We start from the raw sequence: 24,451 nt of genomic DNA on the forward strand, positions 1-24,451 counted from the left end.
GCTAGTCTCAGCTATATCATAGGAAAAATTTATGTCTACTGCCCATGCCATAGTCCAGCCAGAGCCACGTTTTGAGGATCGTTATAACAAGAGCCTCTATAACAAGCGTCGTTTAATTAATAAGTTGGGTCTTGGGTTTGCCTTATCTGCTATGGCCTTTGGTTTGTTTTGGTTGCTATGGATTTTATTCACGCTATTCGTCGAAGGCTTTCAAGGCATGGTAGAGATGCCGATCTTTATGGCCGATACGCCACCGCCTATGGGCGAGGGTGGGTTACGCAACGCCATTGTCGGTTCTGCCATGTTGGCCTTTTCGGGGCTATTTATCGGCGCGCCAATCGGCTTAATGACGGGTATTTATCTGGCGGAATTCTCTCATGGCAGTATGCTCGGCAAAGTCACTAGATTCTTAAACGATATTTTGCTGTCCGCCCCTTCTATCGTCATCGGTCTCTTTATCTATGCGTTAATGGTGAAAGGCAGTAGTTTTTCTGGTTGGGCGGGCGCATTAGCCTTGGCTTTAATCGTCGTGCCGGTCGTAGTTCGTACTACTGAAAATATGCTCAATTTAGTCCCAAATACTTTACGCGAAGCCGCTTATGCTTTGGGTACGCCAAAATGGCAGTTGGTGACCAAGGTCACTATCAAGGCAGCAAAAGCGGGCTTAACGACCGGGGTATTATTGGCCTTTGCCCGCATTACTGGCGAGACCGCTCCGTTACTATTTACTGCCCTGAATAACCAATACTTTAGTACTGATATGAGTCAGCCGCTAGCCAACTTGCCGAATACTATTTATCAATTTGCCATGAGCCCCTATGACAATTGGCATGCGCTAGCTTGGGCCGCCGCCTTACTGATTACTGCCACGGTGTTAACACTCAATATTATCGCCCGTATTATCGGTGGTAAAGACCATACCCGCTAAGCATTACCGCCATACCCATAACCAATGAACCACCAAATTTTTAGCTTTATCAAATTGTAGTACCCCCATTAAATTGGATACCCATTATGAATGATGTTGTAGAAAAAACCCGCAAGCAAACGCCTGTTACCAGCCCGGTCACCCCGAGCACGGCAAAGCCAAAAAGCAGCTTGCTCGATAGACCGATGTCAACGGCGACCCAGATAGATCAGCCGGATACCGCTAGCTTTAATACCCAAACGGTAGCAGATATGCCCGCTGGGATGCCGCCGGCTAAGATGGAAATTCGCGATTTGAATTTCTACTACGGTGATTTTCAGGCATTGAAAAATATCAATATTGATATTCCAGAGAAAAATGTGACGGCCTTTATCGGGCCATCGGGCTGTGGTAAGTCTACTTTATTGCGCACCTTTAACCGCATGTATGACCTGTATCCCGGTATGCGTGCGGAAGGGGCTATCAATATGGGCGGGCAAAATGTCTTGGGCAAAGAAGTGGATGTCAATTTACTGCGGGCGCGCGTCGGTATGGTCTTCCAGAAACCTACGCCATTCCCCATGTCGATTTATGACAATGTTGCCTTTGGGGTGCGCTTATACGAAAAACTTAGCAAAGCAGAGATGGATGAGCGCGTAGAGTGGGCACTAAAAAAATCGGCGTTATGGCCAGAAGTGAAAGATAAGCTCAAAGCGTCAGGCCTGTCTTTGTCAGGGGGACAGCAGCAACGGTTGTGTATCGCACGCGGCGTGGCGACTAAGCCAGAAGTACTGCTGCTTGATGAGCCCACGTCAGCGCTAGACCCTATCTCCACAGGCTCGATTGAAGATTTGATTGAAGACCTAAAGCAAGACTATACCATCGCTATCGTCACGCACAATATGCAGCAAGCGGCGCGGGTTTCTGACTATACCGTGTATATGTATTTGGGCGACATGGTCGAAATGGGCGAGACAGATCAAATCTTTACCAACCCCGCGCAAAAGGCAACGGAAGACTATATTACCGGCCGTTATGGTTAATCGGTTTGACGGGGCAGTTTAGCCAGTAGCTTGCCTGCAGTGGGTTACATTTAACTCATAACCACTACCTTGTGGCTACTCAGGCATAAATAGACTGGCTTTTGCCGTCAATAAGCGAGCTTATTGTGAATGAAGATCAGCAAGAGATAATGGCCCAAGCTTATCAACAGCTGGGGTTTGCTTTGGTTAATCAGACCGCCGTTGCTAGGTCGTCACCGCGTCGTCAGGGAGTACCCGCTATGAGTATCTACGAAAAACATACCTCAAAGAGCTTTGATCAGGAGTTAGAGACCGCTACCCGCTTATTTTTGCAAATGGGCGAGAGTGTGGCCGCGCAAGTTGCGAAAGCCATTCATGCGCTCATTGATGCGGATGAAGTTTTGGCGCGTGAAGTGATTAATACGGACCACGCTATTAATCAGAGAGAATTAGAGCTCGATGAGCATATTTTGCTAATCGTAGCCAAACGCCAGCCTACTGCTAGCGACCTAAGGTTGGTAATGGCGATTAGTAAAGGGGTAGTGGACTTAGAGCGGATTGGCGATGAGGCAGTAAAGATTGCCCAAATGGCTTGCCAAATTAGCGCTGAGGGCAATGCGCCACGCGGCTATGCGGAAGTTCAGCATTTAGGCAATCAAGTGCGCCTGATGGTACACAATGCTTTGGATGCTTTTACCCATCTCAATGCTGAACAAGCCTTTGAGGTCATGCGCAATGATGGCGTTATCAATCGCGAGTATCAGTCAGCCACCCGCGCGCTGATGACTTATATTATGGAAGACTCGCGCCACGTCTCTAATGTCATTAATATTATGTGGGTGCTACGGGCGTTAGAGCGTATCGGTGACCATGCTCGCAACGTGGCAGAATTGGTCATCTACTCTATCAGTGGTGAAGACGTCCGTCATACTGACCATGCGCAAGTGGCCAAGACGGTACAAGAGGCCAGCGAGCTCATGGCTGCGCGTGAAGCCAGCGCCCCTCAAGTCGCTAGTTTCGAAGCCCCAAGCTATAATGAACATAGTGCTGCCAATCAGAAAAAGTAAGCCAGTTCACGGGTTAAAAAACCCAAGCTTTAACCTTAGTTTTAGAAAGCATAAGTTTTAAAAAGTACAGACAATAAAAAACGCGCTATTAAGCGCGTTTTTTTATAATTTACAGAGTAGTTAAATTAAGCAGCTCTTTGCCGCTTTATTTAGCTTGCGGTGTCCAGCCTTGTGGGCGCTCATAATCCGCATTGTCTAGAAATTTATCACGTTGTTCGTTCAGAAATTTCTTTGCTTCCGGGTCCATCATACTCAAATGATTTTCATTGATCAGCATGGTTTGATGCTCTAACCACTCATCCCAAGCTTTTTTAGAGACGGTATTTTGCAGCGCTTCACCGGCTTTATTAGGGAACGGCGGGTACGGCATCTTCGGCAGTTCTTCTTGGTATTTACGGCACATTACCAAGTTGGCTTTCGGATCAAAAGTAGCAGTCATATCGAGTTCCTTAATGCGGGTTAATGCCAGTTGGCAAATACGTCCTATTATAAATATTAATAACTAGTCGCGTTTACCAACCGAGTTTTACAATGAGCTAAAGGCTGTAATGGCTTGGGCTTACTATTGAGCAGGAGCGAATTTTTTCAGACGCTCACGGCCTCTGGCTACAGCTTGGCGAACTTGATTGGGCGCTGTGCCTCCTAAATGATCACGGGCAGCCAAAGAGCCTTCTAAAGTCAGGTAATCAAAGACATCCTCACCAATAGCATCGCTAAATTGCTGCAATTGCGCCAATGACAATTCGCTAAGATCTACCCCTTCATTGATACCTAGCGCGACTGCATTACCCACCACTTCGTGGGCATCACGGAAAGCCACGCCACGACGCACCAGATAATCGGCAAGGTCGGTCGCAGTTGCATAGCCTTTCATAGTGGCGGCGCGCATATTGTCTTTATTCGGGATGATGTTCGGCAGCATATCGCCAAAGGCGAGTAGCGAACCAGTTAGGGTGTCGACGCAATCAAATAGAGGCTCTTTGTCCTCTTGGTTGTCTTTGTTATAGGCTAACGGTTGGTTTTTCATTAAGGTTAATAGCGTAATCAATTGACCAAAGACGCGTGCAGCTTTACCACGGACCAATTCTGGCACGTCCGGGTTTTTCTTTTGCGGCATGATAGACGAGCCGGTACAAAAGCGATCAGGAATCTGCACAAAGCTAAATTGAGCGGACATCCATAGAATAATCTCTTCGCTCATGCGCGATAAGTGCATCATTAAAATAGACGCGGCTGAAGTAAACTCAATAGCAAAGTCACGATCAGAGACGGCGTCTAGCGAGTTTTGACAGATGCCTTCAAACCCTAACAGTTCAGCGGTAATGGTGCGGTCAATCGGGAAGGTCGTGCCAGCGAGGGCCGCGCTACCCAAAGGCATTTGGTTCATACGGCGACGTGCATCGATTAGACGCTCAGTATCGCGATTTAACATTTCAAACCAAGCCATCACGTGGTGACCAAAGCTGACCGGCTGGGCGGTTTGTAGATGGGTAAAGCCAGGCATAATTGTGTCAGTATGCTGCTCAGCCAAATCCAGTAAGCCCGACTGCAAGCGCACGAGCAAATTAACAATATTGTCCGTCTCTTCGCGTAACCACAGGCGAATATCGGTCGCTACTTGGTCATTACGGCTACGACCCGTATGCAGTTTTTTACCGACTGTACCAATGATGTCTGTCAGACGCGATTCAACGTTCATATGCACGTCTTCTAGCGCGATCGACCACTGGAATTCACCGTTATCAATCTCTTGTTGAACTTGCTGCAAGCCTTCAATAATAGTGGTGACTTCAGCGTCCGTTAAGATATCGCAGCGGCCTAACATCGTGGCATGAGCAATAGAGCCTTGGATGTCTTGACGGGCAAAGCGTTGGTCAAAGCCGACAGAGGCGGTAAAGGCCGCCACAAAGCTGTCAGTAGCCTCGCTAAAACGGCCGCCCCACATCTGCTGGCCAGGGGCAGTGGATGTGGTAGAATCAGCGCCTGATACGTGAGACGGTGAGTTAGGATGGGTGTTATTTGAAGAATTGGTGGCAGTCATATTGGTCTAAATTAGGTCATGAGGATAAGGGCAGTATAGCAAACGATGAGGCTACCTTACTAGCCGAGCGTTTAGAGTTTTTTGTGCCCAAACTCATGAGCTTATGTACGCCATGGCAGGGCCTACTCTATATGTTTTGCTGGTCGATATTTTTGACGATTCTAGCGCGCTATAGTTTGTTCAGTTGGCATGAAGTGCTGCAACGGCTATTGATAGATATGTTGCAGACCCTCTTGACGGTGTTGCCCGGCTTGATACTCAGTGATTACTTGCGTCCCATCTTAAAGCGTCTGTCCCATTTTGCCGTCAGCCTGCGTTTGGTATTACTCCTAAGCGCATGTGGCGCTGTGGCTAAAGTCAGCGCTATGCTCATAGAAATGGGCTTAGGGTGGGCGATGTATTCTAGTACGCAAGTATTGGTAGAGGTATTGATTGCCACCTTAATCACTGGTGGCCTCACGCTTATGTTTTTACTGCATTTTTCTCAGCAATACCGAGCGATTAGGGCGTTGAAGCTAGCTTTTGATAAAGAGATGGCCATACAAAACAATCAGATCAAAGCGCGGATTGCCCCGCATTTCTTTTTTAATACCATTAATACGTTAGTGTCCTTAGTAGAGTCGGAGCCCAGTAAAGCCTCTGAGCTGCTGCATCATGTCTCGGCCCTGTTCCGAGCCAGCTTTAATGATTTAAAAGAGATCAGCTTTGAAGAGGAGTTGGCCCTATGCCAGCATTATTTGGCCATCGAATCCTTCAGACTGGCGGGTAAATTGCACGTGGATTGGCAGGTACCTGATGACGATACGGTTTATGACATGGTGATCACCACCCTGACCTTACAAAGTGTGCTTGAGCAAATGCTACTCAATGTGGTGGAAATGACCACAGAAGCTATCTACATGAGAGTCAAGGTCACTTGGCATAGGCACCGGGTAGAGATTAAAGTCACAGTCACTTTACCCAGTAAAACTTTATTTATTAAGCAAGACTTGCGCCGGCAGATTAACTTTCACACACAAACTCAGCGCTTACAGCGTCACTTTGGTAGCAGCTCCTATATAGACAGTCAGATTACACAAAACCATGTTGAGGCCACGATTAACTATCCGCTACACGATGCAGGCTCATTGGTAGGCGACTTTTAACCGTAAAAAAGCAGCAAAAACAGTCATAAAGACCATAGCGTCAACAGGATTGTCATAGCTATTTTATAACGCCATGACTTAGTTAAAGTCTGACTTGTACCCCCTTATATGAGGGGTTTGTGTTGCTAATTAGAGGGCTTTAGTCACCTTGAATATAACTTTAGTTTATTTTTATAGTAAGTCCATATCGCAACCTACTAAAAAAACATAAATATTTTTCGATAATAATTAACTTATGTTGGTTTTTATTATTGGCATAGTACTTGCTTTATTTAGCGCTTGCTGCCTGCTATAACTACTACTGTAACAATGATTTCATTTGTCAGTTTATTATTTAATCGATTGTTAAAGTAAACAGACGGTATAGTATTGATTAATAATAATCGACAATAATCAATAGTTTGTAGCAAGCAAATTCACTGTGTTGACACGGAAATCGTGATAATATGTGACAAAAGTAAAATGTTATTGCTAGATACTAAAAGGAGTTATGCATGCGAATTGTGGTTTGTGATGACGAGCCATTAGCGCGCGAGCGTTTGGTGAGGATAGTACAGGATGAAAAACACGAAGTAGTCGCCCAAGCCATGACCGGCCTTGAAGCTATCGCTGCCGTGAAACAACATCAGCCTGACGTTATTTTATTAGATATTCGTATGCCAGAGATGGACGGGGTTCGCTGTGCGCAAGCGATCAACGAACTAGAAAACCCGCCAGCGATTATTTTCGTTACGGCGTACGACCATTATGCAATCACAGCTTTTAAAGCCCATGCTATTGGCTATTTGCTCAAGCCCGCTAATAAAGATGAGCTATTAGAAGCGTTAGCGAAAGCTAAGAGCCTGAATGCGGCGCAATTAAATGAGTTGCGTAAGCTTGCTGATCCGACTGCCAGTGCCCCGCGCCGTCAGCATATTGCTGCTCGCACGCACCGTGGGGTAGAGCTGATTCCTTTATCCGACATCTATTATTTCACTGCCGATCAAAAGTATGTGAAAGTGCGGCATAAAGAGGGTACCGTACTGATTGATGAGACTTTAAAAGAGCTCGAAACGGAGTTTGCTAATGAGCTATTTCGCGTCCATCGCAATGCGCTCATCAATTTAGATTATCTTGACCTGTTAGAAGCGATAGATGCCGGACAGTACCAAGTACGCTTTAAAGGCATCGATGAGGCCTTAGCTGTAAGTCGTCGCCATTTACCAGTATTGCGCGATAAGATTCAGAATATGTAAATGGCACTCATTAATGGGTGCTCGTTAAGTCTTACCCTTATAGAGGGAGCGAGCCGCAGCGTCCTGCTAGCTATAACATTGCATACTTTTTAACGCGACCTTTTACCAACACGCTACTCTCTATGACAGTTTTTTCTATAAGACCACTTTTTTTACCAGTTTAACGCTAATATGGCATGGTGGTTACTTTTAAATCTGTAGCCTAGTTTCTCTTGGTTAATCATGAATCAAAAGCGCTGCAACCCTAGAGTTCCTCTGGCGTTAACGCTGCCTTTATATCATCTCACCCTTATTTATGATTAAATAGGGGTGTTTTTTTTGTCTTTGTAATCATCAGATAAGCTGCTTCCTGTAGCTGTCCAACCTTATGCGGTAGTGGGTTATCCCTCAAGCTGACGAAGAGCCGTTGGTTTAGTGGCTGCTATAACTGGATTGGATACTGATGAGATTATTATGGATGTTTGAGTTTTATGACCGATTCTAATGTGACCACCCCATCTGCGCTGTCAGGTGATTCGTTGAGCCCTAAAGCGACGGCTTTGACCACGTTGAATATTGCAACGCGCCAAAGCCCGCTAGCACTATGGCAGGCTGAGCATATCAAAGATCGCTTGAGCGCTCTGTATCCTGACTTGACGATTAATCTTCTCAAGATAGTCACCAAAGGCGATAAGATTTTAGACACGCCTTTGGCAAAGATTGGTGGTAAAGGGTTGTTCGTGAAAGAGCTCGAACAAGCGATGTATGATAAAGAGGCCGATATCGCGGTGCATTCTTTAAAAGATGTGCCTATGCTATTGCCAGCGGGCTTGGTGTTAGGTGCCTATTGTGAGCGAGCGGCTCCGACCGATGCTTTTGTGTCAAACACTTATAACTCGCTGGCAGAATTGCCGCAGGGTGCAGTGGTGGGTACCTCTAGCCTACGCCGTGAGTGCCAATTAAAAGCGCATCGACCAGACCTAGTGATTAAGACGTTACGTGGCAACGTGGGCACGCGATTGGGCAAGCTAGATGCTGGCGAGTACGATGCTATTATCTTAGCGACTAGTGGCCTGCAGCGTATTGGCCTAGATGAGCGTATTCGTAGCGAGCTAGACATCGATATCAGCTTACCTGCGGTGGGCCAAGGCGCCCTAGCCATTGAGTGTCGTGACAATGACCCTGAAGTCTTAGCATTGCTCGCGCCTTTGAATGATAACGAAGCGCGTCTGCGCCTGATTGCAGAACGAGCGCTCAACCGTCATCTTGAGGGCGGTTGCCAAGTGCCTATCGCCGCTTATGCGGTGCTCGATACCGCTACGAATGAATTATGGTTGCGTGGCCGTGTGGGTAAAACGGATGGCAGCCTATTGCTCAAGGCTGAAAAGCGTATCACTTTGGCGGCTAATGCGGATGCAGTGGCGACTATACAAGCAGACAATGAACAGCTGGCTAATGATTTGGGTATAGCAGTCGCCCAACAGCTATTGGATAAAGGCGCCCAAGAAATCTTACAAGCGATATACGCAGACTAAGATAGCTTTGGTGGGCTACTGTGTCTTGATTGGTTCCTGAGTCTTAATAGGCTTAAGGGTGTGACGGACAAAGGCTAGAGCGGCAGTGCTCGTGCTATTTGGGTCTGTTTTAGCCACAGGTATTTATCCCGTGGTCTAATGATACGTGGTTATTGGTTTAGTGGGGGCATAGTGGCGGGTATACGCGCAACAACAGCTTGTCCAAGAGTGGTCATCAATACGCGACCGCTAGAGCGGGCAGCGCCTTTGAGTACTGCTTTAGCGGCTAGCAAGCATACGGTCGTCGAGTTGCCTTTATTAACGCTGCAGCCCCGGCAAGCCAGTCAGCATGATGCGTTGCTAATGCAGCGCTGGTTGCGGGGCGCTTATGCCGTCACGGTGGTGGTAAGCCCGACTGCGGCAGCGATGGCGCTTGAGTATTGGCAGCAAGCTCAGCGTCAGGTAGACGTAGCTGCGGCTACCACGGTGAGTCAAATAGCCGCGAGCCCGCAGCCCAGTCATATCATTGCTGTAGGTGATGCTACGGCTGCGGTCTTGCGCGATCATGGCTTAACGGTGCAGCAACCGCTTATGGCCAATAATGAAGGCATGCTACAAATGCCGCTCATCGCAGAGCTAAAGCCTAGCGATCAGGTGCTCATGTGGCGGGGTCTTGGCGGGCGTCGACTGTTGGTCGAAACCTTAAGACAGCGCGGTATCAATGTCGATAGTATTGCTTGGTATGAACGCATCTGGCCGCCGGCCTCCGCGCCACTATATCAGCAATGGTTGAGCGATTATCTGTCAGCTCAGTCAATGGCATCCGCAGCTCACCAGTCTGCAGATGCTGTAGCGCTAGCTCCTGTGGTCATTATTAGCAGCGGCGCGGCTTTTGAATATTGGCAGCATTTAGTGGCTCAAGCTAATGTTGATGCCGATCTTAATACTAGTACCGACTTTAATACGAATGGCGATGTTAATAATGATGCCAATATTGACCTTGATAAAATAACAGGTAATGCGCCGCGGCCCACCAGTCAAACGCAGCCCACCTTACAGTTGGCCGATTTTGACTATATTGTTTTGGGAGACCGCTTAGCCGCTTTCCTCCACGAGCAGCACCTGATTTATCATCAAGTAGAGACCTTAGATCCCGCCACTATAGTGGCTGCAGTCGCTCAGCTCTCTCCCCCTCTTTAATTTGCAGGATATGGTTGTATGGCTATTGACCCAACACCCGATGAGGCCAAGCAAACGCCCTCTGAGCCTTTTACAGACTCGATTTCGTTAGACGATACTACGACGGATATGACCCCGCGGCAACAGCGCCGTAAAGCGGGTCAGTTGCTATTATGGATTCAATGGCTGGTGATTTTATTGTTGGCCGCCATGATAGGTTGGATGCTGCTGTCACAGCAGAGCTTTGAGCAGGAAGTGCAGACGCGTTTGCAAAATAGCGAGCAAGTGACTACGCGTCTAAATGAGATGGACGATCGCTTGTATGCTATTAGTCAACAGACTTTGCCCACTCAGCCGCAACCGGCCGGTAGTCAAGCTCACAATCAGTTAGAGATGCTGCGGATTCAACTGCAAGCCGCTGATCGGCTGTTGACAGACAGCAACTATAAAGCGGTGATATCGTTACTGCGCGGCTTATACTGGCAGCTGTCGCAACAGAGTAATGAGATTGCGCCTGCCTTAACCATCGTGATTAAGCAAAGCCTAGAGCAAGATATCGAGCGTCTGCAAGCCCAAAGTGCCCAACCAAACGCTTGGCAGCTACAAAATTTGGCCATTGCCGACATTCAAGCCTTCTTACGGGAGCAAGTAGCCACCCGAGATACGACCAGTCAACCGTCAAACCCCAAGCAAGCGCGTAAGCCTGCGCAAAATGTGCAACAACTTGCCACTTATGATGTGTTGGTCCATGAAACCATTATGACGCTGAACTTAGCCATGCAGGCGAGCAATATGCGAGATAACGCGCTGCTGCTAATGTATTTACAACAAGCTAAGGCCCAATTGCAGCCGCTGAAAAATATGACCAGTGGCAGCGCTAGCCTCAGTGCCTCGCAATTGACGGATACGGCTAAAGCCACCCGCAATCTCAGCCAGCGTCCAGCCAATGGCGAGTCTGCAGCCCAGACAGCAGCTATAGAGCTGGAAGATTTAGCGACTATGCAAGATGCGCTTAACTGGTTGAATAAATTGCTGGCTGATCCGCCTAAGCCAATGACCTTGGTCACCACCCAGGTTTTAGACAATGCCAAAGACCCAGTGAAAAAATAGCTGCTTTTTTGGTAGGATTTGCAATCCCTTTCTTGATGAGCTATGTCGGTATTCTACATAAGCTCTATTTCCATCCCACACATCGCTAGTGCGTCGGGTCCATTAAACTCGAATCACGAGCGCTGCTAATAATCTATAATTCTGCGAGTATTTATGCCAAGCCCTACTGATATCACCAGCTCCACCATCTCAGACTATCCGCTGACTTTTAAGCAAATCGTGGCTTGGGGTGATATGGATGCCCTTAACCATTTGAATAACGTCGTGTATTACCGTTATGCTGAGTCAGCACGGATCGCCTACTTAGAGGCCATCAATCTTTTTAATGCGGATGTGCAAGTCGTACTGGCGCATTCTAGTTGCCAATATATGCTGCCAGTCGTTTTTCCTGACACCTTATCGATAGGCGTGCGTTGCAAACATTTGGGCGACAGCAGTATGGTGACTAGCTATGTTTTTTATAGCCATTATCAACAAGCTATCGTAGCTACTGGCGAAGCGGTGATGGTACGTTTAGATGCTAAAACCAAGCAGAAAGTGTCTTGGAGCGAGCAAGAGCGCCAGCAGATTACCAATTTTGAAGCCACAGGTCACGCTGCTGTTATAGAGAAATAGCGGTTATAGAGATACAAGAGCAGGGATTCGTGATGTTCCGGCTGTAAGCAGAATTGACGGTAGTATTGCAAAAATAGCATTTTTAAGCTGTTGCTTTTATAAATAAAAAAGCGCCAAACAATTTAGTTTGGCGCTTTTTTTATGGACTGCTTTTAGGCTTGTCGCAGCAAGGAAAGCTGGTATTAATACTGGTCTGAATAAGAGCTAGCCTTGATAAGCGTCGCCTAAAACCAGTTAAACGCTAGGCGACGTTACAAAATCAATAACGTTCAAATCAAAGCCTGATAAAGCGTGGAACTTCATCGGTGACGACAATAGACGCATGTCGCGTACGCCTAAATGGCGTAAGATTTGCGCCCCAACGCCGATGCTGCGGTAAGGCTGCTCCGTGATGGTTGAGTCCGCTTGATTGTTAGCGCTTTTGTCTAACACTGCGCCTAAATCGATAGGGTTATGGTTGCCAATCCAAACCAAGGCCCCGCGCTCCGACTGACTGATTTCTTTTAAAGCGGATTGCACGCTCCAGCCACTACGACCGGTCTCGTCACAAGTAGCGGCAAACAAGTCTCTTAAAGGATGGAAGCCATGGACGCGAATGGTGCTGACGCCTGCGCTTAAGTCGCCTTTCACCAACGCCATATGCGTTTCAGTAGCGCCAAACTCACGGAAGCGATGCAAAGTGAATGGACCAAACTCAGTATTAAATTCGCGCGTTTCGACTTCTTCGACCGTTTGCTCATTGGCAATACGATAGGTAATTAAATCGGCGATCGTCCCCATCTTTAAGTCGTGCTCAGCCGCAAATTTCTCTAAGTCATCGCGGCGTGCCATTGTACCGTCGGCATTGATAATCTCAACGATGACCGCGGCAGGCTCAAGACCCGCTAAGCGCGCCAAGTCACAGCCCGCTTCAGTATGACCAGCGCGGTGTAGGACGCCGCCTTTTTGCGCCATGATTGGGAAGATATGACCCGGCTGCACAATGTCTTCGGGCTTAGCAGCAGCAGCGACGGCCGCTTGTACGGTACGGGCACGATCACCGGCAGAAATACCGGTGGTAACGCCTTCAGCGGCTTCGATAGAGACAGTAAAGTTAGTACTGAATTTGGCTTCATTCCGATCCGACATCAGTGGCAAGGCCAACTGCTGACAGCGGGCTTCTGATAAAGTCAGACACACCAAGCCGCGCGCGTGGGTAATCATAAAGTTAATGTCATCGGGGCGCACATGCGTCGCAGCCATGATGATATCGCCTTCGTTTTCGCGGTCTTCATCATCCATTAAGATGACCATTTTGCCAGCGCGAATATCTTCAATAATTTCAGGAATTGTATTTAAAGCCATGAGGAATCTCTTGTCAGTAAAGGTTTTAATTAAGAATAGCGATCAGTAGCTAGTGTTATTGTCAGCTAAAGGGAAACCGTAAAATCTGGGCGTCCGTTAAGATCTTAAAATAAATAGTAGGGTAATTATGAGGGCAATAGGATTAGATTGTAAGGGGTTAACGCAAAGATGCGCAAAACTTCCTATTGGCTATCAATCATTACTGGCGGACTGGGACCGAAGCCAAGCCATAAATTGTTGGCTGTGCTGCTCCCTTTTATTGTCAGCATATTGATAAAACGTTGTGCCTATCAGCTCATTAGGCAGGTAACTCTGCGGATAATAATGATTAGGATAGTCGTGTGGGTAGACATAACCCTCACCATACCCTTGTGACTTCATGAGTTTAGTGACGCCATTTCGCAGATGCAAGGGTACTGGAGAGGCGTCACTTTGTGCCAGTTGCATAGCCGCATTAATCGCTTTATAGGTGCTGTTACTTTTGGCGCTGGTCGCCAGATAGACGATGACCTGACCTAAAATAATACGCGCTTCGGGCATACCAATAGACTGCACACTGCGTAAGGCAGCATCGGCAAGCAGTAAAGCATTGGGGTTGGCATTACCGATATCCTCAGAGGCTAAAATGACGAGACGCCGAGCAATAAAGTCCGCGGGCTCGCCACCTACTAACATTCTTGCCATCCAATACAGCGCTGCATCCGGGTCTGAGCCGCGCACTGATTTAATCATGGCTGACACCATATCATAATGCTGCTCGCCATCTTTGTCATAGCGCACCATAGCACTCTGCGCGACACTAGCGACCAAGTCAGCATCCACGACAATAGGGGTGTGGTTGGGGTCAGCAGTTTGTATCGCCAGCTCTAGTAAATTTAAGGCTTTACGAGCATCGCCATGCGCCATTTGGCTAATAAAGTCAGCGGCGGTCAACTCAATCTGTAAGTCTTTTAGAATGATATCCGTGCTGATAGCGCGCTGCAGAACTGTGGCAATCTGCGTGTCATCTAACGGCTCTAAACGATAGACCTGACAGCGGGACAGTAGGGCATTATTGACGCTAAAAGAAGGGTTTTCAGTGGTCGCGCCAATCAGGGTGATGTCACCTGCTTCGACGGCGCCCAATAAAGCATCTTGCTGCGCTTTATTAAACCGATGAATCTCATCAATAAAGACTACGGGCGAAGCAAAACTAAAGCCCCCAGCATTGCCGTTACCGGCTTCCAAGACTTCACGCAGTTGTTTGACCCCGGTAGTCAACGCCGATAGCGCATGAAAAGGCCGGCCTACTGCATCGGCTAATAGCATAGCAATGGTGGTTTTACCAATACCCGCTTCGCCATGGAGAATCAAAGAGGGAAGATGACCCTGCGCAATTAATCGTTGTAGCGGCGCTCCTGGCGCTAGTAAATGGGTTTGTCCAATAACTTCAGCCAGCGTCTTAGGACGCATACGTCCCGCTAAAGGCATATCAGAAGGGGTTGCCATACACATACTCAATGAATAACTCAGCTAACCAAGCAGAGGTTAACGACAGGATTAAAATAGCCTTTAGCTTAAGCAAGCTATGGCCCCATTACAATTTAGGTTATGTTAATACGGGCTGCATGGTCGGTAAGGACTTAGATTGGTAAGCTCTTAAATCAGCAAACGCTTAGGTCAGCAAACGCTTAGGACAATAAGACGCTGCTAGACGGCTACCCTAACTCCGTGCTATTTTTGCTAATAGGGAATACAACCAATAACTTGTTTGGCTTATCAAGTAAGGAGCTAAGGTTGATGCTGCCTGACTGGGATGTCGACTGAATGAGCGCGGCATATTGATTAGCAACTAGTGATTAGCAGCGGTCTTATTATTATTTAAAAAAGAGTAAAACGATAGAATGACTAAAAAACCATATGTATGGTCGCGAGTGTCGCAGACTGTGGCTGAGTTTAGCACGGCCTGTCGTATGCAATTTAACGAACCAAAATCGCGTAAGCTGACCCAAGGTGAACTAGCGTTAGCGCAAAGTGTCTTTGGCGAGCACATCCGTCTAGAGGACGTGCAATTAAAGACGGCTTGGTGGGTGTTAAAAAACTATGCGGTCAGCCCCAATGGTAATATTTATTTTCATCCTACAGATTGGACAGCGGACTTCGCTAGTGAAACTTTAGGCAAGCAAAGCTGGTTGATCCATGAGCTCACCCACGTTTGGCAACTGCAGCAGGGTCTAAAAGTAGTACGCGGAGCGCTCATCAACCGCCGCTATGATTACGTTTTAGAGACTGGCAAGTCGTTTTTTGCTTATGGTATCGAGCAGCAGGCACGTATGGTGCAGGATTATTTCATCCGGCGTCAGCGTGGCGAAGACTGCCGCCCTTGGCAACAATGCATCCCTTTTTTGGCATTAACCACAGCAGAAAGTGATTTACATGGAATGACCTAAACAAAATGGTTTAAATGGAGTGGTTTGAGAGCAAAAACACTTAACTCCTTAATCAATAATAATAAATAACGCAAATAAACGAGCTTTCATAGTAGCCGTAATAAAGAGCTAAGCTAGCAACACTATACTGTGGTGGCTTAGCGTAACGCTGCTCACTTCATTATTCATCATTAGGAATTTACCGTGATTAGGACTAGATCCCCCTCGGGAAAACCCAGTCAAGCTGACGCCACCTCGGGCAGCTCATGGCTCACTTTGACGCCGAAAGCAGTCACTTTAGGGCTAGTACTCAGCTTGGGTGCCTTGAGCGGTTGCCAGCCGGCCCCTAATGCTAGCGATAAAGAAGTCAGTAGTGAAAATAAGCCGAAAGACGAAAATGGTGATGTGGCTTTAGAGACCAAACCTAGCCCAGAGGCGCAAGCGCAAATTGACGCTTATGAAGAAAAATTTGTCGCGCAGATGCTCAGCCTACAACAACGTCTGCAGGCCGAGTACGAGTCCTTACAAGCGGCAGATGCGGCCGAGCATCCGGACGCGCAAGAGCCTACTACTGTAGAGAAGGGGGCAACATCTGCTGCGACGGACAGTTCGGCTACGGCGACTCCACCCGCTGCAGGGACTATTACGAATCCCGAAAGCACAGAGGCTACTACCGCCACAGGGACAGCGCCAAATGCAAATACTGCCTCTACCCAAGCCGATGTTAATACTCTGATTACCAATGGCACGGAGGCGGATACCCCCACTTCGCTGAGTACGGAAGTCGGTGAGCGTGATTTAACGGTATTGAAAAAAGTGACGTTAGAGCCGCGTGCGCCTGAAATCTTAGATGAGGCGCAAATTAAGGCCCGTTATCGCCAAGCGTTTGCCGCGATTTATCAAGCAGACCCGCTGTCGGCTGAAGAGGTCGATACCTTTATTAATATGACCACGCTATTGCCCGATTTGTTTGAGGAGCCTGAGCTGGCACGCCAGTTGAGCGATAAGAGCCCTGCCTTAGCGCGATTGATTGTACAGCATCAGATTTGGCGACAGATTGAAGCGCAACAGGTCAAAGATATGCAAAATATGAAAATTGAACAGCAAAAAGAGTTTGAAGCCTTGTTGGCCAAGTTTAATGAGACTATTGAAGGCTACGATGAACAAATTGCTAAATATGAGCAAACGCTAAAAGAGTTTGATAAATAACGTCTATACGCCCCATTGTATACGTTAGCCTCTAGACGCTAGTGTGCTCAACTGCGGACACGCTCTAAGAAGACCCTTAGAAATTCAGACCATAAAAAATCCCGCTCGTAGGCGGGATTTTTTAACGCAAAAATTTGTAGTATGGTAAAAGGGCTAACCGACTATTTGCGGTCTTCCATTTTTACAAACTCGCGACGTTTTTCGCCAGTGTAAAGCTGACGTGGACGGCCGATGCTGAAAGGTGCGCTATGCATCTCTAACCAATGGCTGATCCAACCCGCAGTACGTGCTAGAGCGAAGATAACCGTAAACATTGACGTTGGGATACCTAAGGCTTTTAAGATGATGCCTGAGTAGAAGTCAACGTTTGGATACAGGTTACGCTCAACGAAGTACTGGTCTTCTAAAGCAATTTTTTCAAGCTTCATAGCCAGTTCAAGTTTAGGATCATTGATGCCTAAAGCTTCTAGGACTTCATCACAAGTCTCTTTCATAACTTTAGCGCGTGGGTCAAAGTTTTTGTAAACGCGATGGCCAAAGCCCATTAGTTTAACTTCTTTACGCTTCACTTTTTCCATGAACTCAGGCACGTTTTCTACCGTACCGATTTCGTCTAGCATCTCAAGGACGGCTTCGTTAGCGCCACCATGTGATGGACCCCAAAGTGCGGCGATACCAGCAGCGATACAAGCATAAGGGTTTGCGCCCGTAGAGCCTGCAAGACGTACAGTAGAGGTCGAAGCATTTTGCTCATGATCTGCGTGTAAGGTGAAGATTTTATCCATAGCTTTTGATAGCACTGGGTTGTCTTCGTAGTTGACATCAGCAGGGGTGGCAAACATCATGTATAGGAAGTTTTGCGCGTAGTTAAAGTCGTTACGTGGGTACATGAACGGTTCGCCACGTGAGTACTTATAGCTCATGGCTGCCAAAGTTGGCATCTTAGCGATTAGGCGGATAGCTGTGATTTCACGATGACGCTCATCGCTCACATCTAGACCTTCATGATAAAAAGCAGATAAAGCACCGACTACGCCAACCATAATGGCCATAGGATGCGCATCACGGCGGAAGCCTTCAAAGAACTTACGCAGTTGGTCGTGGACGCCTGAGTGCTTTTGGATTTTGTCATAAAAAGCTGTTTTTTGCTCAGCGTTTGGCAGGTCACCATGCAATAGGGCATAGCAGACTTCTAAGTATTCAGCATTGTTTGCAAGCTCGTCGATAGGGTAGCCGCGATGTAATAATTCGCCCTTGCCACCATCGATGAAAGTAATCTTTGATTCAACAGGCGCAGTTACTTTAAAGCCTGGATCGTATGTCCAATAACCAGCTTCTTGAAAAGCGGCAATATCAATAACCGGGCGACCCAAGGTGCCTTTGATAATTGGTAGGGCATAATCATTGCCATCGACGGTTAACGTCGCAGTACTGTTAGACATAAATTCCTCTCGTTGTTGTTAAATAAACGTTGAGTTTGCAAAGTCGCCAAGCAAGTTTACCTCGCCTGTCGTTTGATTCAATACGGATTGAATTAAAGATAGAGATAAGACGATCAGTATAATAATAGATAAACACAAATAGCTATCAGCAAAATAAGCTCAAGATTCCGCTAGCCGCTCAAACTAAAAGACAGTAACGTTACGAGCTATAAAGGAGCGCTGATATTAGAGGTGTCGCCCATAATAATCGCAAAATATATAGTTTGGGGATGCGAATAGATGACGGTCTACCTGTGCAGGCTAGGTATTTTTAGCCACTATAACATAGTGATATAAAATTTCGGACCCCAGTATCATTCTCGCCTGCAGCGCAAAACTCACCCGCTACAAACACATGATTATTCTATATTACCAGTTATTCTATGTAATTTGAAAATATTCTTTATGCGTGCTAAGCCTACGTTTTAGGGTGTCATTACCTCTAATTATAGGTAAGTAGTCCAAAGTTTAGAGAATTATAGCGGGCTAGACGGGCAGTCACGAGCGTAGTGATTATCAGCGAAAAAATACCGGTAAGCGCCTAAACCAATACAGTCTGTATCAATAACACAGGATTCAAAGGCCGTTATATTAAATGGGCTATGAGGTAGGCAGGCTATTATAAACAAAGAAGATCGCATTATTGATTAATACGGCATGGTACAAGGTTAAGTAAAAACAGGGTTATAAGATAATATTTTGATACACTTTTTTTAAGGGTATCAGCATATTTAGGGGCATATTAGTATCGAAGTGGACGCGCAGTAGTTAGTAGCCCTTAGAGAGGCGCAACATTTGCTATAGATTTTTTGCTATAGATTATGGCTGCTACAGTTTATAGATAGGCAATAAAGAATAAGGTCGGCAAGAGGGCGTCTAAAACCCTGCATCTAAAACGCAGAAATGAGGGTTCGATTTAAAACCTTTACATGGTTAATCTAAATGATTTATAGGGAAAGTTTAAGTAATATATTTGTAATTAGTGTCTAGCCCTTTTATAATTAACCTATTGTCAAGAATTCGTTACATTGACAGGCAATAATGGGATTCACCGCTATTTAGCCCCTATTAAGGCAAAGTCGGAGTATAATAGCTCGACAAAATAGCCCTCATTGCTTAACTGTCGCGTATTATTAGGCTTAAGATTGCCTAATTCATACTGTATTACTGCTTAATTGCTGTAAAATGCTGCGATTAGTTACCCCTATATAGACACACATTTATAGAGTTAAAGCGTATTCCAGTTATCTCAGTGCATTGTATTAATAGTGCTTAGGGGTGTCTCTAGGCGCATACGGGTGCCCAACTATAGACTGACTGATAACGCCTATGCAATTAGATAGAGCTTGGCATTAGCTAAAGATAAGTAGGACAGACGCTGTATTAAGCACTGTTCGTGCCAGTTGTAAGTTATGCGGTTAAGTTATACGGTTAAGTTATGCGATTAAATTGCGGGTTGCTTAAGCCCTAGACCAACACCGTTATAAAAATTGCTAAGAGTGGCAAAGTAGCGCAAGTGTTATGACCACACCAGAGGTGATTGCTGACAGCGCTTGTAAGCGAATAACGACATAGAGTAAGACTCAGTCCTCAGTCAGTCAGCCCCAACCTATAAAAAAGTAGTGCCTAACTACAGTGCCTAAGTAAGACCTTTAGTAAGACGTTATTAGATAGAAAGCTTTGAGTAAAAAGCTATTAAGCAAAGAGGTACATAGTGATCTGATGGCCAGAATTTGACTACTCTGAATGCCACACTGTCGTACATTATATTAGCGAAGTCAGCTAGCTCTTCCTTACACTATTCGTCGCTTGTGCGTAGTAAAAGAAAGTATACCGCCGCTACTGAGCCTAGTAGTGCCGTCTATTTTCTTTTTGGTATAAGCGTCATAACCGCAAAAAGGATGCCCGCTGTGAAAAGCAACCGACCGATTAACCTGCCTTTAAGCCAAGTGATTAGCGTCAATGCTAAATCACCTATTGCGATAGCCTCAATCCTACATCGCATCTCTGGTATTATTTTATTTTTACTTATCCCTGTCATGCTTTGGCTGCTACAGACTTCATTGGCGTCGCCAGAAAGTTTTGCTACCGTATTTGACAATGTCATAGTACGTTTTGTGGCTTGGGTATTCGTTGCCTCTATCGCCTTCCATTTCGTCATGGGCATGAAGCATTTGTTTGCCGATATGGGCATGAATGAAGAATTACAATCGGGTCGTACGGCTGCGTTTGTGAGCTTCGTAATCGCTGCGGTATTAATTGTGGCTTCGTTTGTATGGGTGATGTTCTAATGATTAAAAATGACTCAGGAGTTAAAAGTGCTACGGGCCTAACCGGTTCAGGGTCACGCGATTGGATCGTACAGCGTATTAGTGCTGTCGTCTTAGCGGTCTATAGTATAGTGCTATTGGGCTTTTTCTTGACCCACGGTCAAGTGTCTTATGTGGAGTGGGTAAACTTCATGATGAGCCTGCCGATGCGCCTATTTAGCTTGGTAGCTATCTTGGCACTAGCAGGTCACGCTTGGGTAGGTATGTGGACGGTATTTACTGACTATATCACTACGGGTCAAATGGGTCCTTCAGCCGGTCGCCTACGCCTTATCTTACAAGCCGCCATGATCATCGCCATTTTCGTCTTTGTATTCTGGGGCATCATGATTTTTTGGGGACTTGGCTTAAATACGGTAGTGGTCGCTTAACTTAACCGCCATGCTGACTGTTATGGTTAGTCCCATTATGGTTAGTTTGCAAGCTTAAGTTGGGTATCTCTAAACGTATTTCTAGATTATTTATCCAACCAAGTACACCCCATTGCTGATTTAGTGAGCAATCGCCCCAACTTTTATGATTACCGACTCGTTTATATGGTCATAGCACCTCTAATTGAGAGCGACATATAAGCAAGATAGGGTAAGACGAAAAGTAGGGGTCTAGATTGACTTTACCGCCCTTATTTTGTATTCATTAGGAAACCGTCATGGCTACTAGACAAGACAATACCATTAGCAATATCAAAACCCTAAACTTTGACGCGGTCATCGTTGGTGGTGGTGGCTCAGGCATGCGTGCCTCGCTACAACTGGCCGAAGCGGGTATGAAAGTTGCGGTTATTACTAAAGTATTCCCAACCCGTTCGCATACCGTTGCCGCTCAAGGTGGCATTGGCGCCAGCTTGGGTAACATGAGTAATGACAACTGGCACTTTCACTTTTACGACACCGTAAAAGGTTCAGATTGGCTCGGCGACCAAGACGCTATCGAATATATGTGCCGCGAAGCACCGCGCGTCGTCTATGAGCTTGAGCACATGGGCATGCCATTTGACCGTAACGAAGACGGCACGATTTATCAGCGTCCTTTCGGCGGTCACACGTCAAACTACGGCGAAAAAGCGGTACAACGTGCTTGTGCTGCTGCTGACCGTACAGGCCACGCACTTCTACACACGCTTTATCAGAAAAACTTACAGCAAGGTGCGCAATTCTTTATCGAATGGATTGCCCTTGATTTGATTAAAGATGATGAAGGCAATATCAACGGTGTTATCGCCCTTGAGCAAGAGACCGGTACAGTTGCCGTATTCCAATCGCCAATCACTGTCCTAGCGACCGGTGGTGCTGGACGTATCTTTGCAGCCTCAACCAACGCTTATATCAACACTGGTGATGGCCTAGGTATGGCCGTACGCGCAGGTATTCCATTACAAGATATGGAATTCTGGCAGTTCCACCCAACGGGTGTAGCGGGCGCTGGCGTACTGCTTACTGAAGGTTGCCGTGGTGAAGGAGCTATTCTACGTAACAAAGATGGCGAAGCCTTCATGGAGCGTTATGCGCCTACCGTTAAAGACTTGGCACCGCGTGACTTAGTATCGCGCTCAATGGACCAAGAGATTAAAGAAGGCCGTGGCTGTGGTCCTAACGGTGAATATATCGTGATGGACATGACCCATTTAGGTGTTGACACGATTATGAAGCGTCTGCCTTCAGTATTCGAGATTGGTAGAAACTTTGCCAACGTCGATATTACTAAAGAGCCTATTCCGGTTATCCCGACTATCCATTATATGATGGGCGGTATTCCAACCAACATTCATGGTCAGGTGACGATTCCTGATTTAGAAGCAGGTACGGATGACGAAGGTCAATACACCGAAGGCAAAGTCGTTAAAGGCTTATACGCTATCGGCGAATGTGCTTGTGTCAGTGTCCACGGTGCCAACCGTCTAGGAACCAACTCCTTGCTTGATTTGGTGGTGTTTGGCCGTGCTGCTGGTAAGCATATTGTTGATGAATATCATCATGCTGACCATACTTACAAGCCATTAGACCCACGCGTTCTTGATTTCACAGTCAACCGTTTGAACAAGCTGCAACAGTCTACCGGTGGCCATAATGCCCAAGACGTCGCTGACGAAATTCGCGCTACTATGCAAAAACACGCCAGTGTTTTCCGCACCCAGGCGTTGATGGACGAAGGGGTTCAGAAGATTTTAGCCCTAGAAAACAAAGTCGATAACATTCACTTAGCGGATAAGTCACAAGTCTTCAACACAGCGCGTATCGAAGCGTTCGAAGTGGCCAACCTGTACGAAGTGGCGAAAGCGACTATGATTTCAGCGGCCCATCGCCATGAGTGCCGCGGTGCCCATACGGTACTGGATTATGACCGTCCTGAAGATGACACAGTCGCTCCGAATGGTCGTAACGATACTGAGTGGATGAAGCATACTTTATGGTACTCAGAAGGCAACCGTATCATCTATAAGCCAGTGCGTAGAATTCCGCTAACGGTCGATTATATCGAGCCTAAAGTTCGCGTTTACTAATTTAAAGCTGAGCAAGAGATCGCGAGCTTATTAGGAGCCAGTAGGGTTATATAGATGATTAACCCTACGGCTTATTGAATACAGCAAGAATACCGCGTCGTTTGGTGAGAGCTACCGGCTTACCCAAACGGCCAATCCCCCCTTTATTATTGGTGATCGCACGCCCGCAACGATGGTCTGACAGCAGCAATTGTCCGCCATCTCCTCAGTTGCTAGCCCGCTATCACCGCCGTGTGGAGTTAAGCATTATGAGCCGAGGTACTCGCACCATCGAGATATACCGCTATGATCCTGATAAGGACGCAGCCCCTTATATGCAGTCGTATACGATTGAGTTGTTAGACTCTGACCGTATGCTACTAGACGTGCTATTGCGTCTAAAAAAGCAAGACGAAGGCATTACTTTCCGCCGCTCATGCCGTGAAGGTATTTGTGGATCGGATGGCGTGAACATCAACGGTAAAAATGGTCTAGCGTGTCTCATTAACATGAACACCTTGCCAGAAAAAATTACTGTGCGTCCCTTGCCAGGTCTGCCGGTCGTACGCGATTTAGTCGTCGACATGAACCAGTTTTATGAGCAGTATGAAAAGGTACACCCATTCCTAATCAACGATCAGCCAGCGCCACCAACTGAGCGTCTACAGACGCCAGAGCAGCGTGAGAAGTTGAATGGTCTGTATGAGTGTATTCTATGTGCTTGCTGTTCTACCAGCTGCCCATCGTTCTGGTGGAACCCGGATAAATTCCTAGGACCATCTGCGCTACTGCACGCTTATCGCTTTGTGGCGGACAGCCGTGATAGCGATACCCAGGCTCGTTTAGCGCGCTTAGACGATCCGTTCAGTCTGTTCCGTTGCCGCGGTATCATGAACTGTGTAGCGGTATGTCCAAAAGGTCTAAACCCAACTAAAGCCATTGGTCATTTACGTAGCTTGCTACTTGACCAGGCGGGTTAATTAGCATTTAGCATGGGGTAGCTTTATTAGCGCAGTCAGTTAGTATTTAATGCCTGCTACCTAAAATTTATTTTATAGTCTTAATATTGCCTTTATCTGTCGATAAGGGCTTTTTTTATGAGTGCTGTTTATGACTAATAGCTTGCTTAGCACAGTTGATATAAAGCTATTGGTTATAGGAGTGCGTTATTCTTGTGATAGAGCCGTTATTATTGCAAAGAATAGGGCTGTTTATGCAAATTTTAGGCATGATTTATGCATCAGAGTCTAAGGTGACACTGGCTTAAGTTAATTTAATGATAATGGTTATTTACTAGGTAAATACCTACTATTGAACAAACAAACTATGGCAAGTTGAGCGGTCGTGATACCCTAACAAGCGGTAGAGGTAGGCTAAGCTAAGTAC

The 24,451-nt window shown here is 46.6% G+C and carries 20 protein-coding genes; 15 read left to right on the forward strand and 5 right to left on the reverse strand.

From position 1 onward, the window contains the following. The first annotated feature begins 31 nt into the window (after nucleotides 1-31). The 3 genes from pstA to phoU all read left to right on the forward strand — a co-directional run bounded on the left by pstA (nucleotide 32) and on the right by phoU (nucleotide 2,996). The gene (pstA, locus tag ACZ2XM_RS03935) at nucleotides 32-928 is read left to right on the forward strand and encodes a phosphate ABC transporter permease PstA (protein ID WP_490587083.1); all 897 of its coding nucleotides are present in this window, start codon (nucleotides 32-34) and stop codon (nucleotides 926-928) included. Between the two features lie 86 nt (nucleotides 929-1,014). Continuing rightward, nucleotides 1,015-1,950 carry a phosphate ABC transporter ATP-binding protein PstB gene (gene pstB / locus ACZ2XM_RS03940; RefSeq protein WP_490587084.1) on the forward strand — a complete coding sequence of 312 codons (936 nt, stop codon included), beginning with the start codon at nucleotides 1,015-1,017 and terminating at the stop codon, nucleotides 1,948-1,950. Between the two features lie 239 nt (nucleotides 1,951-2,189). Then, nucleotides 2,190-2,996 carry a phosphate signaling complex protein PhoU gene (gene phoU, locus ACZ2XM_RS03945; RefSeq protein ID WP_490587447.1) on the forward strand — a complete coding sequence of 269 codons (807 nt, stop codon included), beginning with the start codon at nucleotides 2,190-2,192 and terminating at the stop codon, nucleotides 2,994-2,996. A gap of 145 nt (nucleotides 2,997-3,141) precedes the next feature. On the opposite strand, the gene ACZ2XM_RS03950 is transcribed toward phoU, so the two are convergent. Further along, nucleotides 3,142-3,435, reverse strand: coding sequence for an oxidative damage protection protein (locus ACZ2XM_RS03950; protein ID WP_490587085.1), 294 nt, complete (start codon nucleotides 3,433-3,435; stop codon nucleotides 3,142-3,144). A gap of 123 nt (nucleotides 3,436-3,558) precedes the next feature. Continuing rightward, a complete protein-coding gene (gene argH / locus ACZ2XM_RS03955) occupies nucleotides 3,559-5,037 on the reverse strand; it encodes an argininosuccinate lyase (RefSeq protein WP_490587086.1) in 1,479 nt (492 codons plus the stop codon). Here argH and ACZ2XM_RS03960 point away from each other — a divergent pair. The 6 genes from ACZ2XM_RS03960 (at nucleotide 5,016) to ACZ2XM_RS03985 (ending at nucleotide 11,814) form a co-directional block, all read left to right on the forward strand. Continuing rightward, nucleotides 5,016-6,182: a histidine kinase gene (locus tag ACZ2XM_RS03960; protein ID WP_490587087.1), complete on the forward strand. Its 1,167-nt coding sequence runs from the start codon at nucleotides 5,016-5,018 to the stop codon at nucleotides 6,180-6,182. The genes argH and ACZ2XM_RS03960 overlap by 22 nt on opposite strands. A 494-nt stretch (nucleotides 6,183-6,676) precedes the next feature. Next, the gene (locus tag ACZ2XM_RS03965) at nucleotides 6,677-7,417 is read left to right on the forward strand and encodes a LytR/AlgR family response regulator transcription factor (protein WP_490587088.1); all 741 of its coding nucleotides are present in this window, start codon (nucleotides 6,677-6,679) and stop codon (nucleotides 7,415-7,417) included. A gap of 539 nt (nucleotides 7,418-7,956) precedes the next feature. After that, nucleotides 7,957-8,931 carry a hydroxymethylbilane synthase gene (hemC, locus tag ACZ2XM_RS03970; RefSeq protein WP_490587448.1) on the forward strand — a complete coding sequence of 325 codons (975 nt, stop codon included), beginning with the start codon at nucleotides 7,957-7,959 and terminating at the stop codon, nucleotides 8,929-8,931. Nucleotides 8,932-9,102: 171 nt separating this feature from the next. Then, nucleotides 9,103-10,110, forward strand: a complete 1,008-nt coding sequence (locus ACZ2XM_RS03975) for a uroporphyrinogen-III synthase (RefSeq protein WP_490587089.1) — start codon at nucleotides 9,103-9,105, stop codon at nucleotides 10,108-10,110. A gap of 18 nt (nucleotides 10,111-10,128) precedes the next feature. Continuing rightward, nucleotides 10,129-11,199 (forward strand): hypothetical protein, encoded by a 1,071-nt coding sequence (locus ACZ2XM_RS03980; RefSeq protein ID WP_490587090.1) that lies wholly within the window; start codon nucleotides 10,129-10,131, stop codon nucleotides 11,197-11,199. A 153-nt stretch (nucleotides 11,200-11,352) separates the two neighbouring features. Beyond that, nucleotides 11,353-11,814, forward strand: a complete 462-nt coding sequence (locus tag ACZ2XM_RS03985; protein WP_490587091.1) for an acyl-CoA thioesterase — start codon at nucleotides 11,353-11,355, stop codon at nucleotides 11,812-11,814. Between the two features lie 234 nt (nucleotides 11,815-12,048). Here the strand turns inward: ACZ2XM_RS03985 and ribBA are convergent, their stop codons facing one another. Both ribBA and ACZ2XM_RS03995 read right to left on the reverse strand, forming a co-directional pair. After that, entirely contained in the window at nucleotides 12,049-13,158 is a 1,110-nt protein-coding gene (gene ribBA / locus ACZ2XM_RS03990; RefSeq protein WP_490587092.1) for a bifunctional 3,4-dihydroxy-2-butanone-4-phosphate synthase/GTP cyclohydrolase II, read from the reverse strand. 192 nt (nucleotides 13,159-13,350) lie between these two features. After that, nucleotides 13,351-14,646, reverse strand: a complete 1,296-nt coding sequence (locus ACZ2XM_RS03995; RefSeq protein WP_490587093.1) for a replication-associated recombination protein A — start codon at nucleotides 14,644-14,646, stop codon at nucleotides 13,351-13,353. A gap of 464 nt (nucleotides 14,647-15,110) precedes the next feature. On the opposite strand from ACZ2XM_RS03995, the gene ACZ2XM_RS04000 reads away from it, so the two are divergent. Both ACZ2XM_RS04000 and ACZ2XM_RS04005 read left to right on the forward strand, forming a co-directional pair. Next, on the forward strand, nucleotides 15,111-15,587 hold the full coding sequence (locus ACZ2XM_RS04000; RefSeq protein ID WP_490587449.1) for a type IV secretion protein Rhs: 477 nt from the start codon (nucleotides 15,111-15,113) through the stop codon (nucleotides 15,585-15,587). Between the two features lie 183 nt (nucleotides 15,588-15,770). Beyond that, nucleotides 15,771-16,775, forward strand: a complete 1,005-nt coding sequence (locus tag ACZ2XM_RS04005) for a hypothetical protein (protein WP_490587094.1) — start codon at nucleotides 15,771-15,773, stop codon at nucleotides 16,773-16,775. A 161-nt stretch (nucleotides 16,776-16,936) separates the two neighbouring features. On the opposite strand, the gene gltA is transcribed toward ACZ2XM_RS04005, so the two are convergent. After that, nucleotides 16,937-18,217: a citrate synthase gene (gene gltA / locus ACZ2XM_RS04010; RefSeq protein ID WP_490587095.1), complete on the reverse strand. Its 1,281-nt coding sequence runs from the start codon at nucleotides 18,215-18,217 to the stop codon at nucleotides 16,937-16,939. Nucleotides 18,218-20,157: 1,940 nt separating this feature from the next. Between gltA and sdhC the strand changes: the two genes are divergently transcribed. From sdhC to ACZ2XM_RS04030, 4 genes are all read left to right on the forward strand, one after another. Continuing rightward, on the forward strand, nucleotides 20,158-20,547 hold the full coding sequence (gene sdhC / locus ACZ2XM_RS04015; protein ID WP_490587096.1) for a succinate dehydrogenase, cytochrome b556 subunit: 390 nt from the start codon (nucleotides 20,158-20,160) through the stop codon (nucleotides 20,545-20,547). Continuing rightward, the gene (gene sdhD / locus ACZ2XM_RS04020) at nucleotides 20,547-20,957 is read left to right on the forward strand and encodes a succinate dehydrogenase, hydrophobic membrane anchor protein (protein WP_490587097.1); all 411 of its coding nucleotides are present in this window, start codon (nucleotides 20,547-20,549) and stop codon (nucleotides 20,955-20,957) included. The genes sdhC and sdhD overlap by 1 nt, the downstream gene beginning before the upstream one ends. 278 nt (nucleotides 20,958-21,235) lie before the next feature. After that, nucleotides 21,236-23,086 (forward strand): succinate dehydrogenase flavoprotein subunit, encoded by a 1,851-nt coding sequence (gene sdhA / locus ACZ2XM_RS04025; RefSeq protein ID WP_490587098.1) that lies wholly within the window; start codon nucleotides 21,236-21,238, stop codon nucleotides 23,084-23,086. Between the two features lie 248 nt (nucleotides 23,087-23,334). Beyond that, the gene (locus ACZ2XM_RS04030) at nucleotides 23,335-24,045 is read left to right on the forward strand and encodes a succinate dehydrogenase iron-sulfur subunit (protein WP_490587099.1); all 711 of its coding nucleotides are present in this window, start codon (nucleotides 23,335-23,337) and stop codon (nucleotides 24,043-24,045) included. Nucleotides 24,046-24,451 lie beyond the last annotated feature (406 nt).

This window comes from Psychrobacter sp. CoH-33_TS_01, from assembly GCF_058189395.1.